General features: G+C 50.9%; 10 protein-coding genes. 5 read left to right on the top strand and 5 right to left on the bottom strand.

Annotated features, from left to right (window positions below):
• Positions 1-110: 110 nt before the first annotated feature.
• Both WMO36_RS01635 and WMO36_RS01630 read right to left on the bottom strand, forming a co-directional pair.
• Positions 111-3,254, bottom strand: coding sequence for an Eco57I restriction-modification methylase domain-containing protein (locus WMO36_RS01635; protein ID WP_349076567.1), 3,144 nt, complete (start codon positions 3,252-3,254; stop codon positions 111-113).
• 12 nt (positions 3,255-3,266) lie between these two features.
• Complete coding sequence (locus tag WMO36_RS01630; protein WP_201797049.1) at positions 3,267-6,281, bottom strand: DEAD/DEAH box helicase; 3,015 nt, start codon at positions 6,279-6,281, stop codon at positions 3,267-3,269.
• A 212-nt stretch (positions 6,282-6,493) separates the two neighbouring features.
• On the opposite strand from WMO36_RS01630, the gene WMO36_RS01625 reads away from it, so the two are divergent.
• The 4 genes from WMO36_RS01625 to WMO36_RS01610 are packed head-to-tail and all read left to right on the top strand — an operon-like array spanning position 6,494 to position 16,392.
• Positions 6,494-8,053 carry a hypothetical protein gene (locus tag WMO36_RS01625; protein WP_349076565.1) on the top strand — a complete coding sequence of 520 codons (1,560 nt, stop codon included), beginning with the start codon at positions 6,494-6,496 and terminating at the stop codon, positions 8,051-8,053.
• 41 nt (positions 8,054-8,094) lie between these two features.
• On the top strand, positions 8,095-10,179 hold the full coding sequence (locus WMO36_RS01620; protein WP_349076563.1) for a hypothetical protein: 2,085 nt from the start codon (positions 8,095-8,097) through the stop codon (positions 10,177-10,179).
• Complete coding sequence (locus WMO36_RS01615) at positions 10,169-11,170, top strand: hypothetical protein (protein WP_349076560.1); 1,002 nt, start codon at positions 10,169-10,171, stop codon at positions 11,168-11,170. The genes WMO36_RS01620 and WMO36_RS01615 overlap by 11 nt, the downstream gene beginning before the upstream one ends.
• The gene (locus tag WMO36_RS01610; RefSeq protein WP_349076558.1) at positions 11,155-16,392 is read left to right on the top strand and encodes a DEAD/DEAH box helicase; all 5,238 of its coding nucleotides are present in this window, start codon (positions 11,155-11,157) and stop codon (positions 16,390-16,392) included. Before WMO36_RS01615 ends, WMO36_RS01610 begins: the two co-directional genes overlap by 16 nt.
• A gap of 75 nt (positions 16,393-16,467) precedes the next feature.
• Here the strand turns inward: WMO36_RS01610 and WMO36_RS01605 are convergent, their stop codons facing one another.
• Both WMO36_RS01605 and WMO36_RS01600 read right to left on the bottom strand, forming a co-directional pair.
• On the bottom strand, positions 16,468-17,640 hold the full coding sequence (locus WMO36_RS01605) for a hypothetical protein (RefSeq protein ID WP_349076556.1): 1,173 nt from the start codon (positions 17,638-17,640) through the stop codon (positions 16,468-16,470).
• An 883-nt stretch (positions 17,641-18,523) separates the two neighbouring features.
• Positions 18,524-18,724, bottom strand: a complete 201-nt coding sequence (locus WMO36_RS01600; protein ID WP_080788621.1) for a hypothetical protein — start codon at positions 18,722-18,724, stop codon at positions 18,524-18,526.
• A gap of 269 nt (positions 18,725-18,993) precedes the next feature.
• Between WMO36_RS01600 and WMO36_RS01595 the strand changes: the two genes are divergently transcribed.
• Positions 18,994-19,878, top strand: a complete 885-nt coding sequence (locus tag WMO36_RS01595; RefSeq protein WP_349076555.1) for an Abi family protein — start codon at positions 18,994-18,996, stop codon at positions 19,876-19,878.
• A 91-nt stretch (positions 19,879-19,969) separates the two neighbouring features.
• On the opposite strand, the gene WMO36_RS01590 is transcribed toward WMO36_RS01595, so the two are convergent.
• A complete protein-coding gene (locus WMO36_RS01590; RefSeq protein WP_250778459.1) occupies positions 19,970-20,362 on the bottom strand; it encodes a nucleotidyltransferase family protein in 393 nt (130 codons plus the stop codon).
• Positions 20,363-20,393: the final 31 nt, after the last annotated feature.

Here is a 20,393-nt window from a genome sequence, read left to right as displayed (position 1 = left end):
GTGTCACCATACAGTTCGTCTGGATGCACAAACGCACTCACCCCGTCATGCTTGCGCGTGTAATCCCAAGCGTTCGGCAGGAAACAACGGAACAGGTTCGTCTGTTGGCCTTACAGCAGCGGATAATTGCCGATGGCGTTGTAGAACGACATCTGACCGGCCGTTGAAACATATTCGCTGATGAATGCGTCATGCGTGCGCTGGTTCTTCAGCAATTCGGGTAGTTTCTTGTTCAAATCGGATGCGCTGATCGATTGGACCGCATACTTCGGATTCACGTCGGAAATGGCATTGGCCGCCTCCCACTGAAGCTTCACCCACGGCGGGTTGCCGACCATGAAGTCGAAGCCGCCGTCTTTGAACACGTCGGCAAATTCGAGCTCCCAATGGAAGAAACGCTGCTTCTTGGCAATTTTCTTCACCAAGCGAAGCCTTTGTGCGGGTTCCCCGTCGCCTTTGCATAGCTCGTTCAAATCCACGGCATGGTCATACATGTAATCGCGCTCGTGGCTGTCGTCCATGGCATCATCGAACGTAGGCTGGCCGTTGTCCATCGATGTCAGCGTGAATCCTTCTTCCTGCGGGATCTCGCCGGTAAGGATCAGCGACATTTCCGTGAGGTACTGCGATCTTGTGGGGAGCAGGTTCGCTTGGTCGATGGGCCAGAACCACAGCGAGCACCAGTAGTCCATGGCAAGTTTCAAACGAGCGTATTCGCTGGCGTTCTCGGCCTTTTCCGAATGGTAGGCAATGCGAAGCATCTCATCTTTCTCGCGAATGGTGAGGTTGTTGCCACGGAAGTATTCATTTTCGATGCCGAGCGAGCCCTGCCCATGCTTCTGCTGGTTTTCCAAAGCCTTCGCGGTCTTTTTGGAGGCGTTCGCGTCAAACCCGTAGATAATCAGATCGTCTTGAGTCGCCTTTTCCAATTGCTGGCGCGCTTTGATCTGGCCGCGCCATAGTTCGTCGATGGTCTTTGACAACGACCTCATCAGGCCAATCTCCGTCTGGGAATAAGGCTTCTTGGCAAAATTCTTCTTCCAAGCCTTGATGGTTTCCAGATGTTCGGATTCGATGCTTTTGACGATTTTGTCGTCGTACTTGCACATGTCTGGGTCCCCGGTCAGGAACTGGTAGACGCGCTTGACGGACGACGAGCTCTGGTTGAACCCGATATGCTTGGGCTCGACCTCATACCAGTGACGGTTTTTGGTCGTGCTGGCCAGATCCGACTCAAGGTATCCGACGCGGCGGCCACCGATCAGTGAATTGCCGCATTGCAGCTGGGTGCCGAACCATGGCACGAAGGATCCTTCACAGATGGTGTTAAGCCATAGGGACACCTCTCCAAGTTCCACAGCCACGGGGTTCAGGTCGATGCCGTAGATGTTGTGGTCGGCGATGTACATCTTGACCTTCTGCAGTTCGGCCTGCCGGCGTTCCGCGGGAATCGCCGCCCGTTGGCCTTCCTCAGCGACCCGTTCCTTCTCCCTGCGGTTCAGGTACATGGTGGCCAGCTGGTTGATGGTCTCGTTCAGGAAGGTCGCGGAACCCATGGCCGGCTCGCAGATCTTCAGATCCAGAATGTCGGTAGCCTGGTGGATACGTGGCTTAATCTCCTTGAGCGCGTACTTCACCAGGCATTGCGCAAGACTGTCCGGCGTATAGAAGGAGGCCGACGTTTCACGCTCCCGGCCTGCAAGCCGGTAAATGAACGTGCCCGGCTCGTAGGTGCGCAATTCGCCGGCATGCGGGCTTTTGTCCGGGTAGCGAACGCGTTCGTCCTCCGAATAGTTGTCAAGTTCGCGTTCCGGCACGAAGTAGCCGACTTTCAAAGGGTCGTAGGAATCCTTGGCACGTTTGACCTCGTAGAGCTTCTCCTTGGCGATAAAACCACGGTATGACAGCAATGCCTCATACACGGCACCCATCTGGCTGATGCCAAGGGCCGCGTAAGAGATACGCTGCCTGCGCTTGACCCCCTTACCCGTCTTGGTGACGCTCATCAGGTCTATGATGCGCAGCATCACGCTGTCGCGGAGTGCGGCATGTTCAATCAGCGCGGTCCGCTCCGGATCGAAAATGTGCGCTTTGAGCGGTGGCACCATGAACACCGCATTGATGGCTTCCTCGCCAGCCAGCCCCTTGAAATCCTCATCCGTCTTCGGGTAACCGTTGAACACCAGATCGTCGAGTCGGCGCAATGTGTCCGCTAGATAGGTGGAATCGCCAGCCTCATCCATGCGGCCACGCATCTGTTCCGCAATATCTCGCAAGCTGTCCAGCGAATAGCCGGTGCGGTAGATGTCGGATTTCATCGGCGCGTAGCCGAGCGACGGCTTCGCTTCGATGAACAGGAGGAACAGCAGACGGTACATGTATCGCAACGCCTGCACAGTCAGGTCGCCCGCGTCGATTTCGTCGATGCTCCGCCCCTTATTACAAGTCCAGTCGTGGATGACCTCATTACCAAGAATCTCCACACATTCACGTAACGCGGAACGCAGATTATCAGACACCTCAACCGCGTTCTTCGCAGACGTGTCATCAAACGTGTCAAGCAGACTGTCACCTTTGTTCGGGCAGAGACTATCACGACGCAACAGCACAGCCATCGCCGCATACACATGATCCTGATGGCGGCTGAAGATCTCGTCTAGGTCAAACAGCATGCATTTCTTGTCATTCCATTTACGGCGGTCGATCAACGCTATCTGATGCAACCCCATAAGAAGAATCCACCGTGCCGGCTCGTCGAAATCGGCAAGCAGCATACGTGCATATTCCTCACAGGAGGTGCCGTCCTTGCCAGAGCCGTCTTCGATGGGACTTTCCAGAACGCCTGCCTCCGCACTATCGGACAGGCTCACCAAAACTTGCAAGCGCGGAGCTCCATCGGAATCATTGACCTGATAGTAGACAGGAACAGACTTCCCTGAAATCCGGTCGGGCAATCCCTCGTCTTTGGCTTGATTCCCCTCCTGCGTATAGCCGAGTGCGGCGAGCATGCCGTCGATGAAATTCCGTACCCGTTCAGCTGGAAACAGATCGTTCTCGTTGTTGTTGATGACTTCGATGAACGACTGGCGCATGTCCTTCAGCAGTCGCGCTGGGCGTTTCTCAGGAGGAAGCTGTTTCCAAGGTGCGGAGGCATTCTTCACTTCATCCGGAAAATATTCCTTCATGTAGTACGGCGTGTAGAAGTCGTTGACCGCCTCGATGCCTGGGAATGTCTCGTTCAGTTCCTTCGCCATGGTCTCCCCCTTCTATTCCTTACCTACGAATGCGGCCGCAATGCGGATCACTGGTTCGCCGGAGGCGTCCAATGTGTCCTGAACCCAGTCGGCATATTGTTCGAGCATCCGATCAACCTGTTTTGTGTTTTCCTTGGTGTTTTTGCCTTGGGATTGCAACAGTGCCTTGCGTGCATGGGACCAATGCTCGATGCGGTCCATTTGCCGAGTCACTTCTTCATCTGCCTGCGCACGATATTGTTCACCGCAATCGCTGAGCATGCTCTTGCCGCGCGATACCGCATCCTCCAACAGCAGTTGTGCCGCATCTATCTGTTCAGAGCTGGCCGCGGAATCCTCTCGATTCACATAGCGACGTTCAGTAGTTCCCGGAATCAAGTTCCCACGATATCCGGTGATACGCCACACTTCCTCAAGTGGCAGCATGCCCATGCATTCGCCATTGAGATACCGTACACCGAACCATTCATCGATCACCGGGGATGCGTGCCTGTTGGCGACCATGCCGTTCATCAGCATAATCGTCTCATCCGCATGCAGATTTCCGTTGGTCACGCCAATAATCGGGGCCTCGTCACGTTGGTACAGCAGTGAGGAAGCCTTCAACCCGACCCATTCCGTGATTGGATTCAATTCCCACAGGTATTGGACCCGACTCCATGACTCGTCGTTGATACGGGCCAGCAGACCGTTGGCTTGGTCTTCGCAGTATTTCGCGTCATCACTCCATTCAGCGATGTTATCTCGCAACACCTGCGTGTTCGGCACACGTCTGCGCAGCCACGCGCGCAACGGGCTATCCCCTTGGAACTCCACCGCGAATCCATGAGCATCACGCAACTGACGTTTCGATTTAAGACCAGCCGACTGCCGGAACTCCTCGCAGGAGAGCCCCTCATCCACATACTCATAATCCGACATCAGCGTAGAGGAATCGACTATGCCGCCATCGTCGGCGCTCCCAGCCACGCTCTCCCCTGCGGACTCGTTTTCCTCAGTGCTCGTAGTATCGGAACCATCCAGCGTAGTGAGGTTGAAAAAACTCAATGGATCGAAAACATCGTCATCCACCACAGTCTCAACGTCTCCGGAACGTTCGTCCGAATGATCGATGTCCTCATCAGGAATACAAAGTCTGGCTGCGAAATTCTCCGCTGATTCGCCGGATTCAATCGCTTCGCGGGTGAAATTTTCCTCCTGATCGACGTCGAATTTACCCATGAGCAAGGACGGATCGCCGATATCCTTACGTGCCTGGTCTTCCTTCTGCTGCAGGATCTCGAGAATACGCGCGTCACCTTGAATCTTTGCATTACGCGAGTTAATCATCATGAAACGAATATCAGGCTGTTTACGCTGCCCATAACGGTCGATGCGTCCGTTACGCTGCTGGAATACCATCAACGACCATGGAGTGTCGAAATGGATGAGTCTGTGGCTCAGATAGTGCAGGTTCAGACCTTCAGAGGCCACGTCGGAGGCCACGAGAATACGTACAGACGAGGACTTCGTACCGAAATCCTCGACGATTTTCTGCTGTTCCACATCGCTCATGCCTCCATCCATGGAGACGATAGCCTTCTTCGGTAGTTTGAGATCCTGCCGCAAGTGCTCCTCGAGATAGTTCTTCGTCTCGATGCGTTCCGTGAAAATCACGATACGGTCGTCGGCGTCTTCACCGTTATGCCAACCGTAATCGGCACTGCGCAGAAGCTGCAGCAGTCTCTGGTATCGGGAAAACTGCATCGGGCCGATTTTCTCCAAAGCAGCTTTGAGCCCTTCAAGCCTGTCGATGTCTCCGATCTGATCGGACGCATCTTTTTTAGCAAGCCGCTTCACTCGCTCGTTGATGGTCTTGATGCACGCTGCCGGCGATGAAAACAGACTCTTCTCAAGCATCGTCTTGAACAGAAAGGAATTGCTTCTCTTCTGATGCATATCCATGACGAGTTTCATATCGGTCAAGTAATCGAACGCCTCTTCCTCGGCTGTGGTGGCCATGCATTTCTCCTGCGTCACCTTGCGCTCCGGGAAGCTGCCTGACACCTCGGCCATCACGTCCTTCTTGAAACGGCGGACGTACAGGTGTTCGACATCCTTCTTGTCGTACTGCTCCGGATCGGGCAGAGTGGTTGGGTCGAGCATGTTCATCAACGAGGCGAAACTGCGAGCGCGGCCGTCATGAGGCGTGGCGGACAGCATGATCAACGTATCGGAACGGGAGGCAAGGCGCTTGGCGAGCTTGGCGCGCTGTGCACTACGGCCGTTGACGGCACGGTCGGCGACATTCTGGGCCTCGTCGATCACGATGATGTCCCAATACGAGGCATCGAGTGCCGCGCCATATTGGATGTCCCGTTTCAACGTATCAATGGAGATGATCACCTTGTCGTAGTAGGAGAACGGGTTGGCGTTCGCAGGAATCTCGGAACGAATCTGCTGGATGCGCGAGGAGTCCAGACTAATCAGCGGAATAGTGAACCGTTCCCACATCTCCTTCTGGAACTGGACCATCATGCTTTTCGCTGTCACCACGAGAATACGACGTCCTTTGCGGCGTTTGATGAGTTCCGACATCAGGATACCGGCCTCCAAGGTCTTGCCAAGACCGACGGCGTCAGCGATGAGAATTCGCTGGCGCGGTTGGGCGAGCGCCTTCTTCGCCGGAACGAGCTGGTATGGCAGGGAGTCCATGGCAGCCTTGTTGCCGACATGAATCCTCGCATCGGTCGGCGCAGTGGCACGTAACAGACTCTCGATGAACAGATGCGATTTCGCAGCTCTTGCCGAGGTGTCGGGAATGAAACGCGTCTTCACCGGATCGACAGGTGTAATTGTGTCCAAATCATCAAGGAACGTGGCCGTCACATCCCGCACCAGAGCGGAGATGCCGGTGCACGAGACGGCGTGATTCCCGAGGCTGTTCGGCTCGACCTTATCCACGAGCCATTCCTGGCCGCGAACCAGAACCCTCATGCCCGGAGAGAGCAATTCTCGTTCCGAATGCGCGCCATGCTTCATCGCCATGTGCTCCCCCATATGCTCTTAATCCCAATGTTTTCGCATATATTGTATGCCATTAGGGGTGGAAACCCTCTGCTTTTCCTCATTCTTTTCGTCCAATTCCGGAAACACACCCTTTAGAAATCTGACAAAATCTTTCCACCCGTTCCTACAATGAAAAGGTCAGTGAGGACATGACCATTCAGCGTTCATCATCAACCACAGGAGATTAAACGATGGATCGGGCGAAGACATTAAAAGATGGCAGAGAGATAACTGTCTTCGCGCATGATCTCAGCAGTAAGGGGAGAAAGCGCGTCACTCATGGCGCCCGTTTCAAGTGCCCTTACTGTGGTCGTCCAGTTGATCTCGCCGCATTGGATTCCACGAAAGTCACAACTTATTTCAAGCATCACCGAAATGATGAACTGGCCAAATTCTGTGATGAGTATGTCAGCAGTAACGGATCCGGAAACCTCCTCATGAGGAATCCTGTCGTTCCCATCTTCCTTGATCTCGAAGGCGAATCCACAAAACGGTACGTGCTGAAGACGGGACTGTATGGAATCGGAAAAAGACTGCGCAGCGATCTCAAAAAGACCACAGAGGCTTACATGTCAGTCAATGGGCGAACATACCCGTTATGGCAGATGGCAGCTGAGTCTTTGAGGATTCCCATTCGGAAACTTCCAACGCTGGAACTAAGCAATGAGATAACGGTAATGGCTCCTGAATCCATACGCAGAAGAATAGGAGAAGCCGAAGATTGCAGATCCGGCATGGTATTCACCAGTGACTATGACAGCGCTCCGCCAAATCATGCCAACCATATCGGAATCCGAATCCGACGTGGAAATGACGTGTATGTGGGACGACGTTATTATCTTGTAATCGATTCAAGGGAGCCGAAACTGTCCAAATCGGTTGCCACATCCTTCGATACGGCGAAAAAAGTCGGAGTCCTTACAGCAAACAGCTGTTTCACTGTTTGGCGTGTGTCTGTTGCCGCGTCATCCTCCAAAAGAGAGACCGCTGCGAATATGTTCGCCCATTTCGGCTGCCGTCTTACCGACAAGGAAAGAACAGTCGATTTGCTTTGGCCTCCATCTCTCACCTCCAATGGAATCGATCAGCCATTGTTCGAGAACACATCCATCATATATCACGAACCCGAGGGAACCGGCAGCCACAAGGATAATGGAACCGTTCAACTCACGCATCCCGCAGAAATCTATGCGCTGGGAGACGACTACATATCTCCATTCGGATATATTGGAACAGGCAAACATGAACGCCCAATTTATGAATTGGACACCGGTTTTTTGGTGTCCCGACCGGATGAATTCCACACATGGCGAATGATCAGCCAAGATCAAATCGATTTGTCAGCATTTTCGGCATCGGAGTGCGACGAAACGTCGGTGATCCTGGCATCAGATGACAAGCCGAATCTGACTTGCTCATTCCCTGTGAACGTGGAAATACGTTCGAGGACAGGGAACGTCCAGACCGAGAGCCTTCTTACAAGCGAGGAAACGCTTCCTACGAAGCGGAAGGATCTGGTTCTGGTTGCATCGGCAAGGAAGGCATTCCCAAGGTCTTTCCTGCTATGCGTAAACAATGCCGATATGACAGTGAAGTCAGCGTCCTGCCCCGTCACTGGGCTTGATTCGAAGTCACGACTGCGAGAAGTAAGTCACGGCATGTCAATTGCAATGAGACGTGCCGGCATCACAACCAGGGAAAATAGCGCATCAAAAAACAAAATACTAATCCAAGCAAGGAGAGGAGAATAAAAATGGCATGGGGACAAGAGTACATAAGAGAATCAATCTGCATGGTTCGATACAACCATGACGGCACAGTCAACAATTATCTCCGTCTTGCCGACTATGATTCCCAAGCGCAGGATATCCCTTTCCTGTGGCTGGATCCCGGTCGTTGGATCGATAAGAACGATCCGGATGACCCAGCAACGCTGTATTCGATGAGCATCACTAGCAATAGTGAACGTTTCAGCAGCGATTTCGTACGCCTGAGGTGGAGGCCTAACCCCTCAAAACCAGACAGACCGACTGTAATTGATCCTTTTGATTTCCATAATTCGTCCTATGACACCAATCCGCGTGGCCTCATCGAGGTGGTCTATCTGACAGACAACAACGCCGCGCTTTCTGAGATGCTTTCTGTCGGATTCGAATACCAAGGCAGACCAGCAGAGCGTATTCTCCTCGTATACAAGCGCCACAAGAAAAACATGCTGGAAGCGACTATGCTCCAGAGCAGCAAATTTGAATTCCAGAATGGAAGAGCGAAGCTGCGCAAATACATGCATGACGGAAAAGTGACGGCACCCTGCTTCATCATCAATGAAGACGACGTGCTGGTACTGCCTAGACAGTTCGGAGAAAAGACCGCACGGATGCTTTATTCAAAAGCCACTCTTCCGGATTCCAAAGGCACCATACCCATCAGGCCTTTTGAGGATTATGCTGACGACTATCTGAAATGGTATTGCGACCAATCCGGCTTCAATTATTCCAAAGACGAGCGTCAAAGAATCGCAGCGTTGTTCAAGGAGACCATCAGCTCACCAACCACACTGGAAACCTATGCAGGAAGACCTCTCAATGAGCACGATGAACAGCTCTACTCGCGCGTAGTACAAAGGCTGATACATGCTGATGATGATTTGATGAATCGGATCATCATCCACGTATTAGCGGCAGACGAAAGCTTCCATCGTAAATGTCTTGAAGTTGTTCTTACAAGCAAGGACCAGGAAATCGAGGAAAAGAACAAGACCCTCCAGCAAATCGAGAATCGTATACGCGAAAAGAACATTATGCTTTCTTCGCTAAAACAACGAGAAGCTGACGACGAAGCCAAACATTCGAAGTCTGTTGAGGAGCTTTCCCAACTCGACCAACAGATAAAGATGACGCGTCGAAATGAGGACGAGGTTCTGAAAGAACTGGAAAATAACGTTGCTCTGAAAATCGGGCTACGAAGTGTCGTTCGGAACATGCCAACGGCCACCGACAGCCCAATCGGTTCGATTCCCCTCCCCTGCCCTTTGTCTGGCGCATCAAAGAAAGCAGAACCGGGAGTAGAAGCGGGCGGCACGCTCATCGACAATCTCGAGGATTCCGGTATATACGCAATCGGGGAAATCAGCACGGAAAAATTATCAGACGGATTACTGGCAACAATGGCAGCGACCAGATTCCTTGCCATGGATTCATCATTCTGCTGCAGCATTACCAATTCGTTGTCGTTCACGATATCCGGCAAACCCGCTTACCATGTCGCAGTGCCAATTGATTGGACCAACGCCGACACCGTGTTGGAGAAGGCAAATCAAGTAGACTGCACAGTCTTGGTGATAGACAATATCATCGACACCATGAACGAAGGACTTCTATTCTCCCTCGTGCGATCGGGAACCGATAAGACCATCGTCTTCCCCATCGGAGCGAGAGGAAACCTCAAGCTCCTCGCGCCGGAATTATGGGAACGTATCTTCTATGTACCGACCGATGGATTCATGCAGGATCCATCGGATGAGATGCTGGCCCAATACAAAGCAAAAGACTTGTCCGATATTGAGCAGGTCGAATTCAAGCCCAAGAACAAGGAATCATTGGACGAAAATCTTCAAGACACGCTGCCAAATAACGCGCTCGTGCTTCCATGCAAGATACTCGAGGCATTTCGACGTAACAGCGCCAAAACAGATGAGCAGCAAAAAAGAAAAGAAATGAGCGATTTCCAGCAATGGACAATCGATCATCTGCTCATTCTGGTCTATGCCTTCGCCGGACCGAGAGAAATGATGATCTTCGCCAAAAACATAGATGAGACGAATCGAGCCGAACGGCTTCTCAGAAGAATCGACAAGGACGCAGCCAATGAAGCATGACGACTTGCTCAATATTATGGCCGCGGATCTTGGAATGAGTCGATATCGAAATGAATCGGATAAATCGTTCGGCATCAGAACGGTTTATTCCGCTTCAAGATTCTGGATCGAAGCCTTTTGTCTGGACGATGGACGGATGGGGGCTGATGGATGCCAGCCCGGCATCATTTCACGAAAACTGAACCTTTGGCTCGACAGAATCTCATCCATATATCCGTTCATAGGACAATGGATTAACAGCCAACGGCACTATACGCCATTTTCCAAACTCCTCTACAACAGACTCATCATGGTCGGTGACATCATCTCCGAGAACAACGGCGGAACATACAGATGTTCCTCCCGCCATACGATTCAAATCGACAATGGCTTGAAGGCGCTCTTAGGCGTTTACGATACGACAGGCAACGACACGTCTCTGCCGATTTCGGGAATGATGCTCTCGAAACGCGACCAAGCTGAACCACAGATCAAACGTAACCCGGAATGGTGGAATCTGCCACGAGAATACTATGCCTGGTCGTCTTGCTCCGACGAGGGAATCAACGAATACGCCGACCCATCCCGAAAGAGCGTCAGAGACTGTTGGATTCCGAAACCCGTTTTACCGGATGGAATCGGTCTTGGAAGGAGACAGGAAGCCCATAAATACACATACTTCCTTTTGCATAACCATCAGGACACTATCGAAGCGAGAATCATCGACGACTACCGATGGCCGTCGCTGTACACGCATCTGAGGAACATCGTGGGCAATCCCTATTGGGCGGACGTGGAAAAACTGGATGATGCCCATTACAGGATTGAAGCGCCTTTCAGCCTACTTCCGCCCGAAACATCCAGATGGCTTGATTTCATGACATGGCCTGAGAAAACCCCCGATGATTGCGTATTCCGAATCATCCGCACCGAATTATTGAAAACCGCCACGGATATGCTTGAATCCTGCGGAATCAAAGTAAGGAACAGCAAAACATGCCAGTCCAACTGAGTATCGCCGACGCCGAGAAAGCCATCTCGAATAGACTCATCGAATACATCGAGACCGAATACTTCGGCAAGACACGGGAGCTTCTTTCCAGATGCAAGGAAACACTCGCCGCTCCTGGAACACTGTTCCAGAAACCGTATCTGGAGGCGGCGAAAGCCTATCAGCTTGCCGAAGGAGGTATCGGCAATGCCAAGATTCCGGAACGAATCAAAATCCTTCTCCGGACTATGGCGGAGAAAGACAAGGGCGTGTTCGCCAAACCCTATAGTCACCAAATCGAATCCCTCGAATCATTCTGGAACGGCTATGATGTCCTGGTCTCCACGGGAACTGGTTCCGGAAAGACGGAATGCTTCATGTGGCCGCTCGTCTCCAAAATGGCGGGAGAGGCAATAGGATTGACCGGCGACCGTCAGTCGTGGGAAGGAAGCCGGGCGGTTAGAGCATTGATTCTGTATCCGATGAACGCTCTTGTATCAGACCAGGTCGGCCGTCTGCGCAAAATGGTCGGCGACAAGCAAGGAAGCTTCCTTGACATATGGAAAAGTGCCGTCGGGGATGTACGACGCCCCCAATTCGGCATGTATACCGGCAGGACACCTTACGCAGGTGACGCAAGGAGCAAGCGACGCGACAAGGAATATGCCGAAACACTGCGGCGCGATTTTTGTGAACTCAGTGAGGAGGACAGGCTTCATCTGTCAGAAACGGGACGTTTCCCGGAAAAGCAGGATATTCTCGCCTATGCCGATGTGATCGCGGAAGGTAGGGACGGATGGAGTCCACTGGATGCTGAGATGCTGATGCGTTTTGAAATGCAACGGCATACGCCGGACATTCTGGTGACCAACTACTCCATGCTGCAGTACATGCTTATACGATCCACGGAAAACGGTATCTGGAAGAATACCGCGAAATGGTTGGAACGGAATCCGAAGGAGCGAATGCTGCTCGTTCTCGATGAGGCGCATATGTATAAAGGCGCTGCTGGAGGCGAGGTCGCCCTGCTGCTGAAGCGCCTTGCTGCAAAGCTCGGTGTCGGGATGGATCGTTTCCAGTTCATACTGACTTCCGCTTCCATTCCCGAGGATCATGAGCCGGTCGCACGATTCTTCGAGGACATGGCTGGCAGATCAGCTTCAAAACTGCGCATCATCACAGGCAGGGAGCAGAAAGTCATCTGCGGTCCCCGAGTCCTTTCCGCGAAGGACATTGTAGCCGCCGCTGGAACCAGTGATGGGCCGGATACGTCGATGACATGTCTCCGACGATTCTTGTCGGGAATCGGACGACCTGTTCCGAATGACATGGATGAACAAACGATACGAGAACTGGCCGGAGACGAGCTCCAGAAGATTGAGCAATTCGGAATGTTGGAGGAGATTCTCCGCCAGAGAACAATGACTTTGGACGAGATCGCGGAAGAGATCTTCAACGACGAGCCCGATGCCGCCAACGCGACCGACATCCTGCTGAACATCGCCGCATTGGCCTTGAACGATGGACGGCCGCTCTTGCCGACGCGCATGCATCTCTTCATCAGAGGAATCCAGTCGCTCACGATCTGTGCCGATCCTGGATGTCCTCATGTGGAGAAAAGAGATGATCTGCCGCTTGGCAAGGCGTTCATCAACAAATCGGCTGGGCGCTGCCTCTGCGGCGCGAAGACCTACGGCCTGGCCACCGATCGTACCTGCGGCGCTTTGTTCCTTAGAGGTTATGCCAACCCCAGTGAAGACGGCTTCTTCTTCTGGAACGAAAAACCTGTCGGAAACAGTGAAATCAAAGAACTCATCATCATGCCGATAGCGGAGGATTCCCGCCCTGACGATGTCAAAACAGGATGGCTCAATACGATATCCGGCAAGATATACCGTGACGATCATCACGGACAACCGCATTTCTCACATGTGGCCTTCTCTTTCGACCAACCCCAAAACATGGATGGCAAAAGGATGCAGTTCACCACCTGCCCGAAATGCAATGGCCGTCTTTCAGTCAGCGATTTCACGACCAAAGGCAACGAACCGTTCTACAATGTCGTCGCCGAACAATTCTCGTTGCAAGAGCCTTCAAGTGACCCGGAAAAGCTACGAAGGAATCCGAACGCCGGAAAGAAAGTGATCCTCTTCTCCGATAGCAGACAAGCCGCCGCCAGAATAGCGCTCGACCTGACCGAATCCTCCGATAAGGACCTGATGCGCAAGCTGTTGTGCCGGGCGGCATACGACCTGTACCAGCAGTACGAAGACGAGGCAACGGTCAGTGCGATTTACCCGATGTTCCTGAAAACCGTTTCGGAACATAAATCACGCATCTTCTATGGAGATGATCGCACAGTCGTAATGGATCAAATCAAAAGCGACCAGAGACGTTTCGACAATCCACACCGTTTCCTGAGAATTCTAAGAAGCAGCGACAGCAATGTGCCGGAAGAGTATCAGCGCCTTCTTTTGGCACTAGTCTGCGACCATTATCGGTCCCTCAGCGACATGGCCATCGGATGGATAGATCCTTTTGATGAAGATATATTCGACATTAGCGAGGAACTTGACAAGAGCGGAATTACTGAAGACGAGTTCAAGGCTATTTTCTACGCGTGGAGTGAATATCTGCTCATCCACAACGCCGCTTTGGACTCAAATATCAAATGGTCCACACGAGATAAGGCAATGCCTTTCTCCAGAGAATATGGCATAGACCATGACAATATTTTCAAAGGACAGACTCAGGGAAAGAGATCGTTGTACGAGTTCTTGAAAAAACGTTTCGATGCCGATGAAATGACGCATCTCACGAATGCGCTAAATCATTTCCTTGAGACATCGGCGAAAGATATTCGATACAAATATCTGAATCCGCACCGCCTCACATTGAGAATCGAACCGAATACCCAATGGAAAGTATGCAGTCGCTGCGGCAAAAACGCACCATATGATCTATGGGGCAAATGCCCTCATTGCCGGCAAGGCGACATGCATGAACTCGCGGATTTCAGTTCCGTTGCGTTCTGGCGCGATCCAATAGTCAAGATTCTCCAAGGTGATGACGATTCCCTACGCGCAAGAATCAACACTGAGGAACATACAGCCCAGCTGTCCCATAAGGATGGTCAGAGCGAAAGCTGGTCCACCACCGAGGAATACGAGATGCGGTTCCAAGATATTTATACGTCCGATAACGAAGAGCCCGTGGATGTTCTCTCCTGTACGACGACGATGGAAGTCGGTATAGATATCGGATCCCTTACCGCAGTGGCGCTTCGCAACATTCCACCGATGCGTGAGAACTACCAGCAAAGAGCGGGGCGCGCGGGTCGTCGTGGCTCTTCGATATCCACTATCGTGACATATGTCGATGCCAGGCCATTCGACAACCACTACTTCGAACACCCGGATCATATTGTTCGAGGAGAGTTGAGAGAGCCACACATCGATGTGGATAATGAGAAGCTAATCAGACGGCATCTGGCGACCATCCTGCTCACCGATTTCAGCACCGAACATGGATTCTCAATGGAGAACATCACCATTGAGGATTTCTTCGAAAGCTATTGGAAGGAATGGAATTCCTTCCTCAAATCGTACGATTTCGGCACCATCGTCCAGCAACAGATAATCCCACAGAATTGGAAGCTGGATCCCGATGGATTCCGTCGGGCCCTATCTGTGGAATTGAACAATCTTAAAGAAGATTTCGGGAAATACAGAGAAAATTATCTGTCCGCAGATAATAAAACCTGCAAAAGTCTTTTGGACAGCCTCCTTGAAGCAGCCATACTTCCAACGTATTCCTTCCCTCGTAACGTCACCGGATTCGATATCGAGGATTCATCCGATGCCAAAACACTCGAGCAACGTCCGGAACGGTCACTCGACATGGCCATCAGCGAATACGCCCCAGGACGGGAACTCATTGTGAATAAGAAACGGTACATTTCTGGCGGGATCTACTCGCATTCGTCAAGATTCGCTAAAAAACAGGGAGAATCTTTCGAACCAGCAAGAAAATATTTCAATAATAAGGACTATCACAACGAGGTACTTCTCTGCACAAACCCGACCTGTGGATGGTTCGGATACGAAAAAGAATTGAGAGAACCTGACCGCTGCCCATTCTGCAAAGAACCCGGACTTGAACACAAGCCATTCCTCAAACCATGGGGATTCGCGCCAAAGGACGGAAAGCCTTCCCCATCAGCAAGCGAGCGCTCCGAACTATCCTTTGCGGAACCACCCTTCTATTCCGCAACGCCTTCCGAAGAGATGACGGATGCCGGTTATGCTCATATCAAGTACAGCGAAAGGCATGACTGCTCCCTTATGGTCATTAATAAAGGGCCGAATAGCGAGGGATTCACGATTTGTTCCCGGTGCGGAGCCGCTTTCCCGACAACGGATTCAGCAGGTATAGCTAAGCGTATCAAGGCGCCTTATACTAAGACTCCGCAGAACCGGCAGCCTGACTGCACGCATGACTTTGACAGCGGAATATATATCGGAGACGTGTTCAATACGGATATGATCATATTCGCCCTCCGCTTAGACCCGAGCGAGGTGAGTGTCGGTCAAGCGAATAGATGGCTGAAACGGGCTCGCGTATCACTTGCCGAAGCGATGCGTCTCGCCGCCGTCGACCTGTTGGACATCGATTTCAATGAATTATGCGTCGGCAGCCGCTCACGTCTTGATGGAAGTGGTGAATCCGCGTTCGCAGACGTGTTTCTTTTCGATTCTCTCTCCAGTGGAGCCGGATACTCGTCCGCCCTTTCCAAAGGGCATAATCTCGAGAAACTCTTCGGCAAGACTAGAGGCATACTCACCAGTTGCGATTGCGAAGATGCATGCTTCTCCTGTCTGAAGCATTACTATAACAAGCAATTCCACAATCAGCTCGATCGTCACGCAGCACTTGATTTGCTTGACTATGCGATGAATGGGACTGTGAGAAATCACGTGTCTGATGGTGATGCACGGGATGCCTTTGCTTCGCTTGCAGAAGTGATCCAGGATGACGTAAGGGCGGTATGTTCATTCAAAAGCGACAAGATGACTTTCATGCTGGATGGCAAAGAGACTACTCTCACTTGCCTTCCGGATATGAAACCCAAAGTATCCGCGTCAGCAGTAAATGAATATTGGCAGTACGAGTTGAAGCACAACGTTCCAGGAATTGTCGAAACACTCATCAAAGAACGATCAGGCGATTCCACGTTGTTTTGATTCCTTCAATCGGTAAACGTCCTTCTTGTGAAGGTTGCATCGCATTCTACACGACGCAACCTTCACAAGAAGGAATCATTTGCGCCATCGTCTTGCTTCTGCGCGCAGTTCCTGCTCGTTGAAAGTTTCACCGCAACAATCTGCCAGACGCCGCAGCACATCAATCTCTTGGCTTGTGATCTTGCCATCGACCGCTGCCATAACAGTACATGCACGATAAATCGGAGCAGCGTCACTAACTTGACTCAGCATGCTCCAGATTTTGGAATAATCCACTTCTACCGTGTTGCGTATTTCAGCTAACGTCTCAGCTGAGACACCTGACTCGCTACTGATCAAAGTCAGATAATGAAACAATGTATATTCAGCCTCATCCGGCTGTGCACCATTTGCGGCAATAATCATCCAAGCGGCCCATAATAATTCATCCAAGCAATGCTCCGAAGCATTCACCATGCGCTTTGCGGATTCAATCATCTTGGCCTCTTTGCGCATGATTTCACGGGCTTTATTTGCCGTTACCTTCGTCATCCAATAATTCACACCCGTAGACAGCGGTATGCTCACCACCGGAATTGAAATTTTGATGATGTTGCGCTGCAATAAATACTTGCCGATAACCGGAAGGCTCTTGGCTGCGACGAGTCTGGGACCTGAAAAAATCGCTTTTACCACTGGTCGGACCACAGCCGGGACCCCTTTTAGAACAGCATTACCGGCATCCTCTCCAACCTGTATGGCAAAAGCTATTCTGATCAGTTTCCACAAATCTTCAGGATCGTCCAAATCCAGTGGAACGCCATATAAAACTGCAATATCATATGCCAAACGAAGCTGCAGCTGAGAAGCATAAACTAAATCCACACCGAATGCAGTAAGACCAGCTGGCCCAGTAACAGGGGAAGCACCACCAGCTGATCCTAGGGTCGCAATAACAGCTGTGGAATACGCCGCTGCAGTCAAAGACCCCTCTATCCCCGCATATTTGGCCGCTAATTTTATTCGGGCTTGGACAATTGCATCAGGAGGAAGGTTGGGATATTTTCCCCTAAAATAGTCAGCATTCACCTTCTGGACATACTTATCAAGAGAGAAGGTCAGCAACTTCGCAAACCATTCTCCATTTTTGAATTCATCAATATTGATGCCCTTGACGAAATTCTTAATATCCGCAATTTGATTTTGAACCGCCTTACGTGTGTCCTTGTCACTTTTCGCTTCCTCAAACAGCGAATCATCGGAAGTCATAGAGCCAACCCTCTTCATTCGTATTTCTTTGTCTTCCCATCAAAGTGTAGCCTGTTCCACTTTCCATCCATTGAATCCGGGTTAGCCATGTTCTCCCTACTCTGATAAGACGCACTACGCTTAACGCCCATGGTATCTACTCACTTACTTGTTCGATGGATGATATGCGAACAATGCGCATTTACCATAAGCCATGTTTTCTTCGCGAGCGCGAGGGACTTCCAGCAGATAGATTCTGCGTTCAAATCAACGAATCAATCAAGGCCACTCGCGCATTTGCACGCATTTGCACGTATTTGCACGCACAAATGCGCGCACTCAGATCTTGATCACATACTTCGTCATTCGTACGGCATGTTCAATCGCCAAGGAAACCAACGATGCTCCCATGAAACTCCTTGGCAGTAAAACGCACAACGAGATATTGAATCGGGGAATACGCAAGCTGCAATCGCGTCATTGTAATCCGAATCGCGTCGCAATCGCGTCATAATCGCGTCATCAAAATCCGAATCCCGTCATAATCCCGTCATGATCGGGTAGTGTCCGAAAACATGGCTGTAATGAAAAGATTCCTCCAACACCATGAGCCAGCAGATGCCACACTGTTACGGCATGCTTCAAGTTACAATTAGCTCTTATGACTTCGACGGATAGAGGTGCAACGAAAACACTGGATGAACTTATGCAGCATCTGTGCGATAACGGCATCGCATGTTCTGGCGAATTGCAAAAAGAGAATTGAAAAACCGTCCTATCGACGTGCGGCATTCGTTTTCATGCTAGGTTAACAATTTAATTGCGGTGGAAGCCTTCGGGCGACACCTAGGAAGAGCCGATGCGTCGCCTTCTCCTTTTTAATATCTCCAACCCATCGGTTTTTTCAGTCATCTATCTCAATCGCATGAATCGTGACTTCGTCGTCTTCCGAGGACTTAGCTTTTCTGAATTCCGGGCGGAGTTCCATACCGGTCTCATCGAACTCACCATTTAGATTGCGCACGAGCACATCGGCCAATCGACCACTCGAGTTCTTGGCCATGTTCTCCTCACTCTGATAAGACGCACTGTGTTTAATGCCCATGGTATCTGCTCCTTCATTCGTTCGATGGATGATATGCGGCATGTTCAAATCGCCAAAGAATGTACAGTCCTATCCAAGGCTACGTTTACGTCCTGAAACGCGGTGGGTCTCTTCTTCTCTGTAACAACGGTAGAGCATTCCTTGAGACACGCTCGAATCGACCAAGCGAACCAACTATGCTATCGTAACTAATAACAGTAGCCTCCAAGCCTCTTAACAATGCTCAAATCCGGGGGCTCTTTTTTTATCAAGTCGCACAAGGATACGCCATGACGAAGCAGCCAAAAACAATACAGGAAATGATGACGCTTTTAGTCGAAGAACGCGGCTTGGATATCACCGGATTCTCCGAATTCAGCACCGTCCTCCTTGATTGCAACTATTACAGATTGTCCGGCTACTTCCGAGCCTTTCAGATTGATCCTTCCCATGGCAATAATCGCTTTCGAAATGGAACGCACATTAAGGATTTCATGATTCCTTATTTGATGGATGAACAGCTACGTCTACTCATCCTTCGTGGAACATCATCCTTAGAACAAACGCTTCGGGCCCATTTTGCTTACTACCTTGCCCAAAATGAAGGTGCCTACTCCTACACTGATCTCAGTTCATATAAAACAATCAAATATCCTGACGGCACCGAAGCCAGAGAAGCTCTAATTGAGAACATTCACAAATGGCTTGAACGTTCCAGCGAAGTATGCATTCGCCATTATCGGAATAACAACGAGCCTATTCCCATATGGGCGGCGGTCGAGGCGATGCCCTTTGACACTCTCTCAAAAATGATTTCATTGCATACCAACACAACAGCTGTTGACGAACTCAATCAGTCGCTTTCTCTAGGGAAAAATCGTCAACGTGCTGCGCAAATCATTCACAGCATGGTGTATCTACGCAACATTTGCTCGCACCATTGCCGTCTTTGGAACAGGGAGATTGTCCTTCCTCCCCCAGTCCTTGATGCCACAGCTGAGCGCTATGGCTCATATGCTTATGAAGACCGCTCCGTCTGGAAATCTCTTATTGTTCTCATGGATTTAATCGATGGAATAAAAAAGAATTCCACATATTCATCCATGCTTATAAAGCAAGCTGAGTCGAATGATGACTATTTCTGGGGATTATGCCATCCTAAACGGTGGCATTAGACACAGCCACCTGACCAATATTTGTCAGCTCCCCGAATCTCATTGTCATGAGAAAGCCCAGTATCGAAGGAAATGATAAATATGACACACCTCAGATAATGCGGAACATCGGATTGGAGGTTATGGAATTGACGAATATCACACGCTGCATTTCAGCCAGTCTGTCCTGCAGTTCAATGGTAATGTATCGTTTTTTCACCAAGTCGATCTCCCGACCAAAAGTCGATGCAAGATCATCACGCAAAGCCCACTCATCAATCATTGGATTGGCGGTGTCGTCAAACTGATAGATGAAATCGATATCCGAATCCGCATGTCCCTCCCCTCGAGCCATGGAACCGAACAGGTACAGTTCATTGACATGATGCCGCAGCGCGATAGGACGAGCAATCTCCGCTATCTGCTGAGGCGTGGTGTCCCGCGAAATCGCGTCAAGCGCATCCTGATAACGCCGGGTAAAAGCCTGTGTCGGATTCCCCCTCACCGCGCGCGAGACAGCACAGGAGCGGTCACGC

The sequence above is a fragment of the Bifidobacterium hominis genome (assembly GCF_040095915.1).
Taxonomy (GTDB): domain Bacteria; phylum Actinomycetota; class Actinomycetes; order Actinomycetales; family Bifidobacteriaceae; genus Bifidobacterium; species Bifidobacterium hominis.
This window is presented reverse-complemented; position numbering and strand designations above follow the sequence as displayed.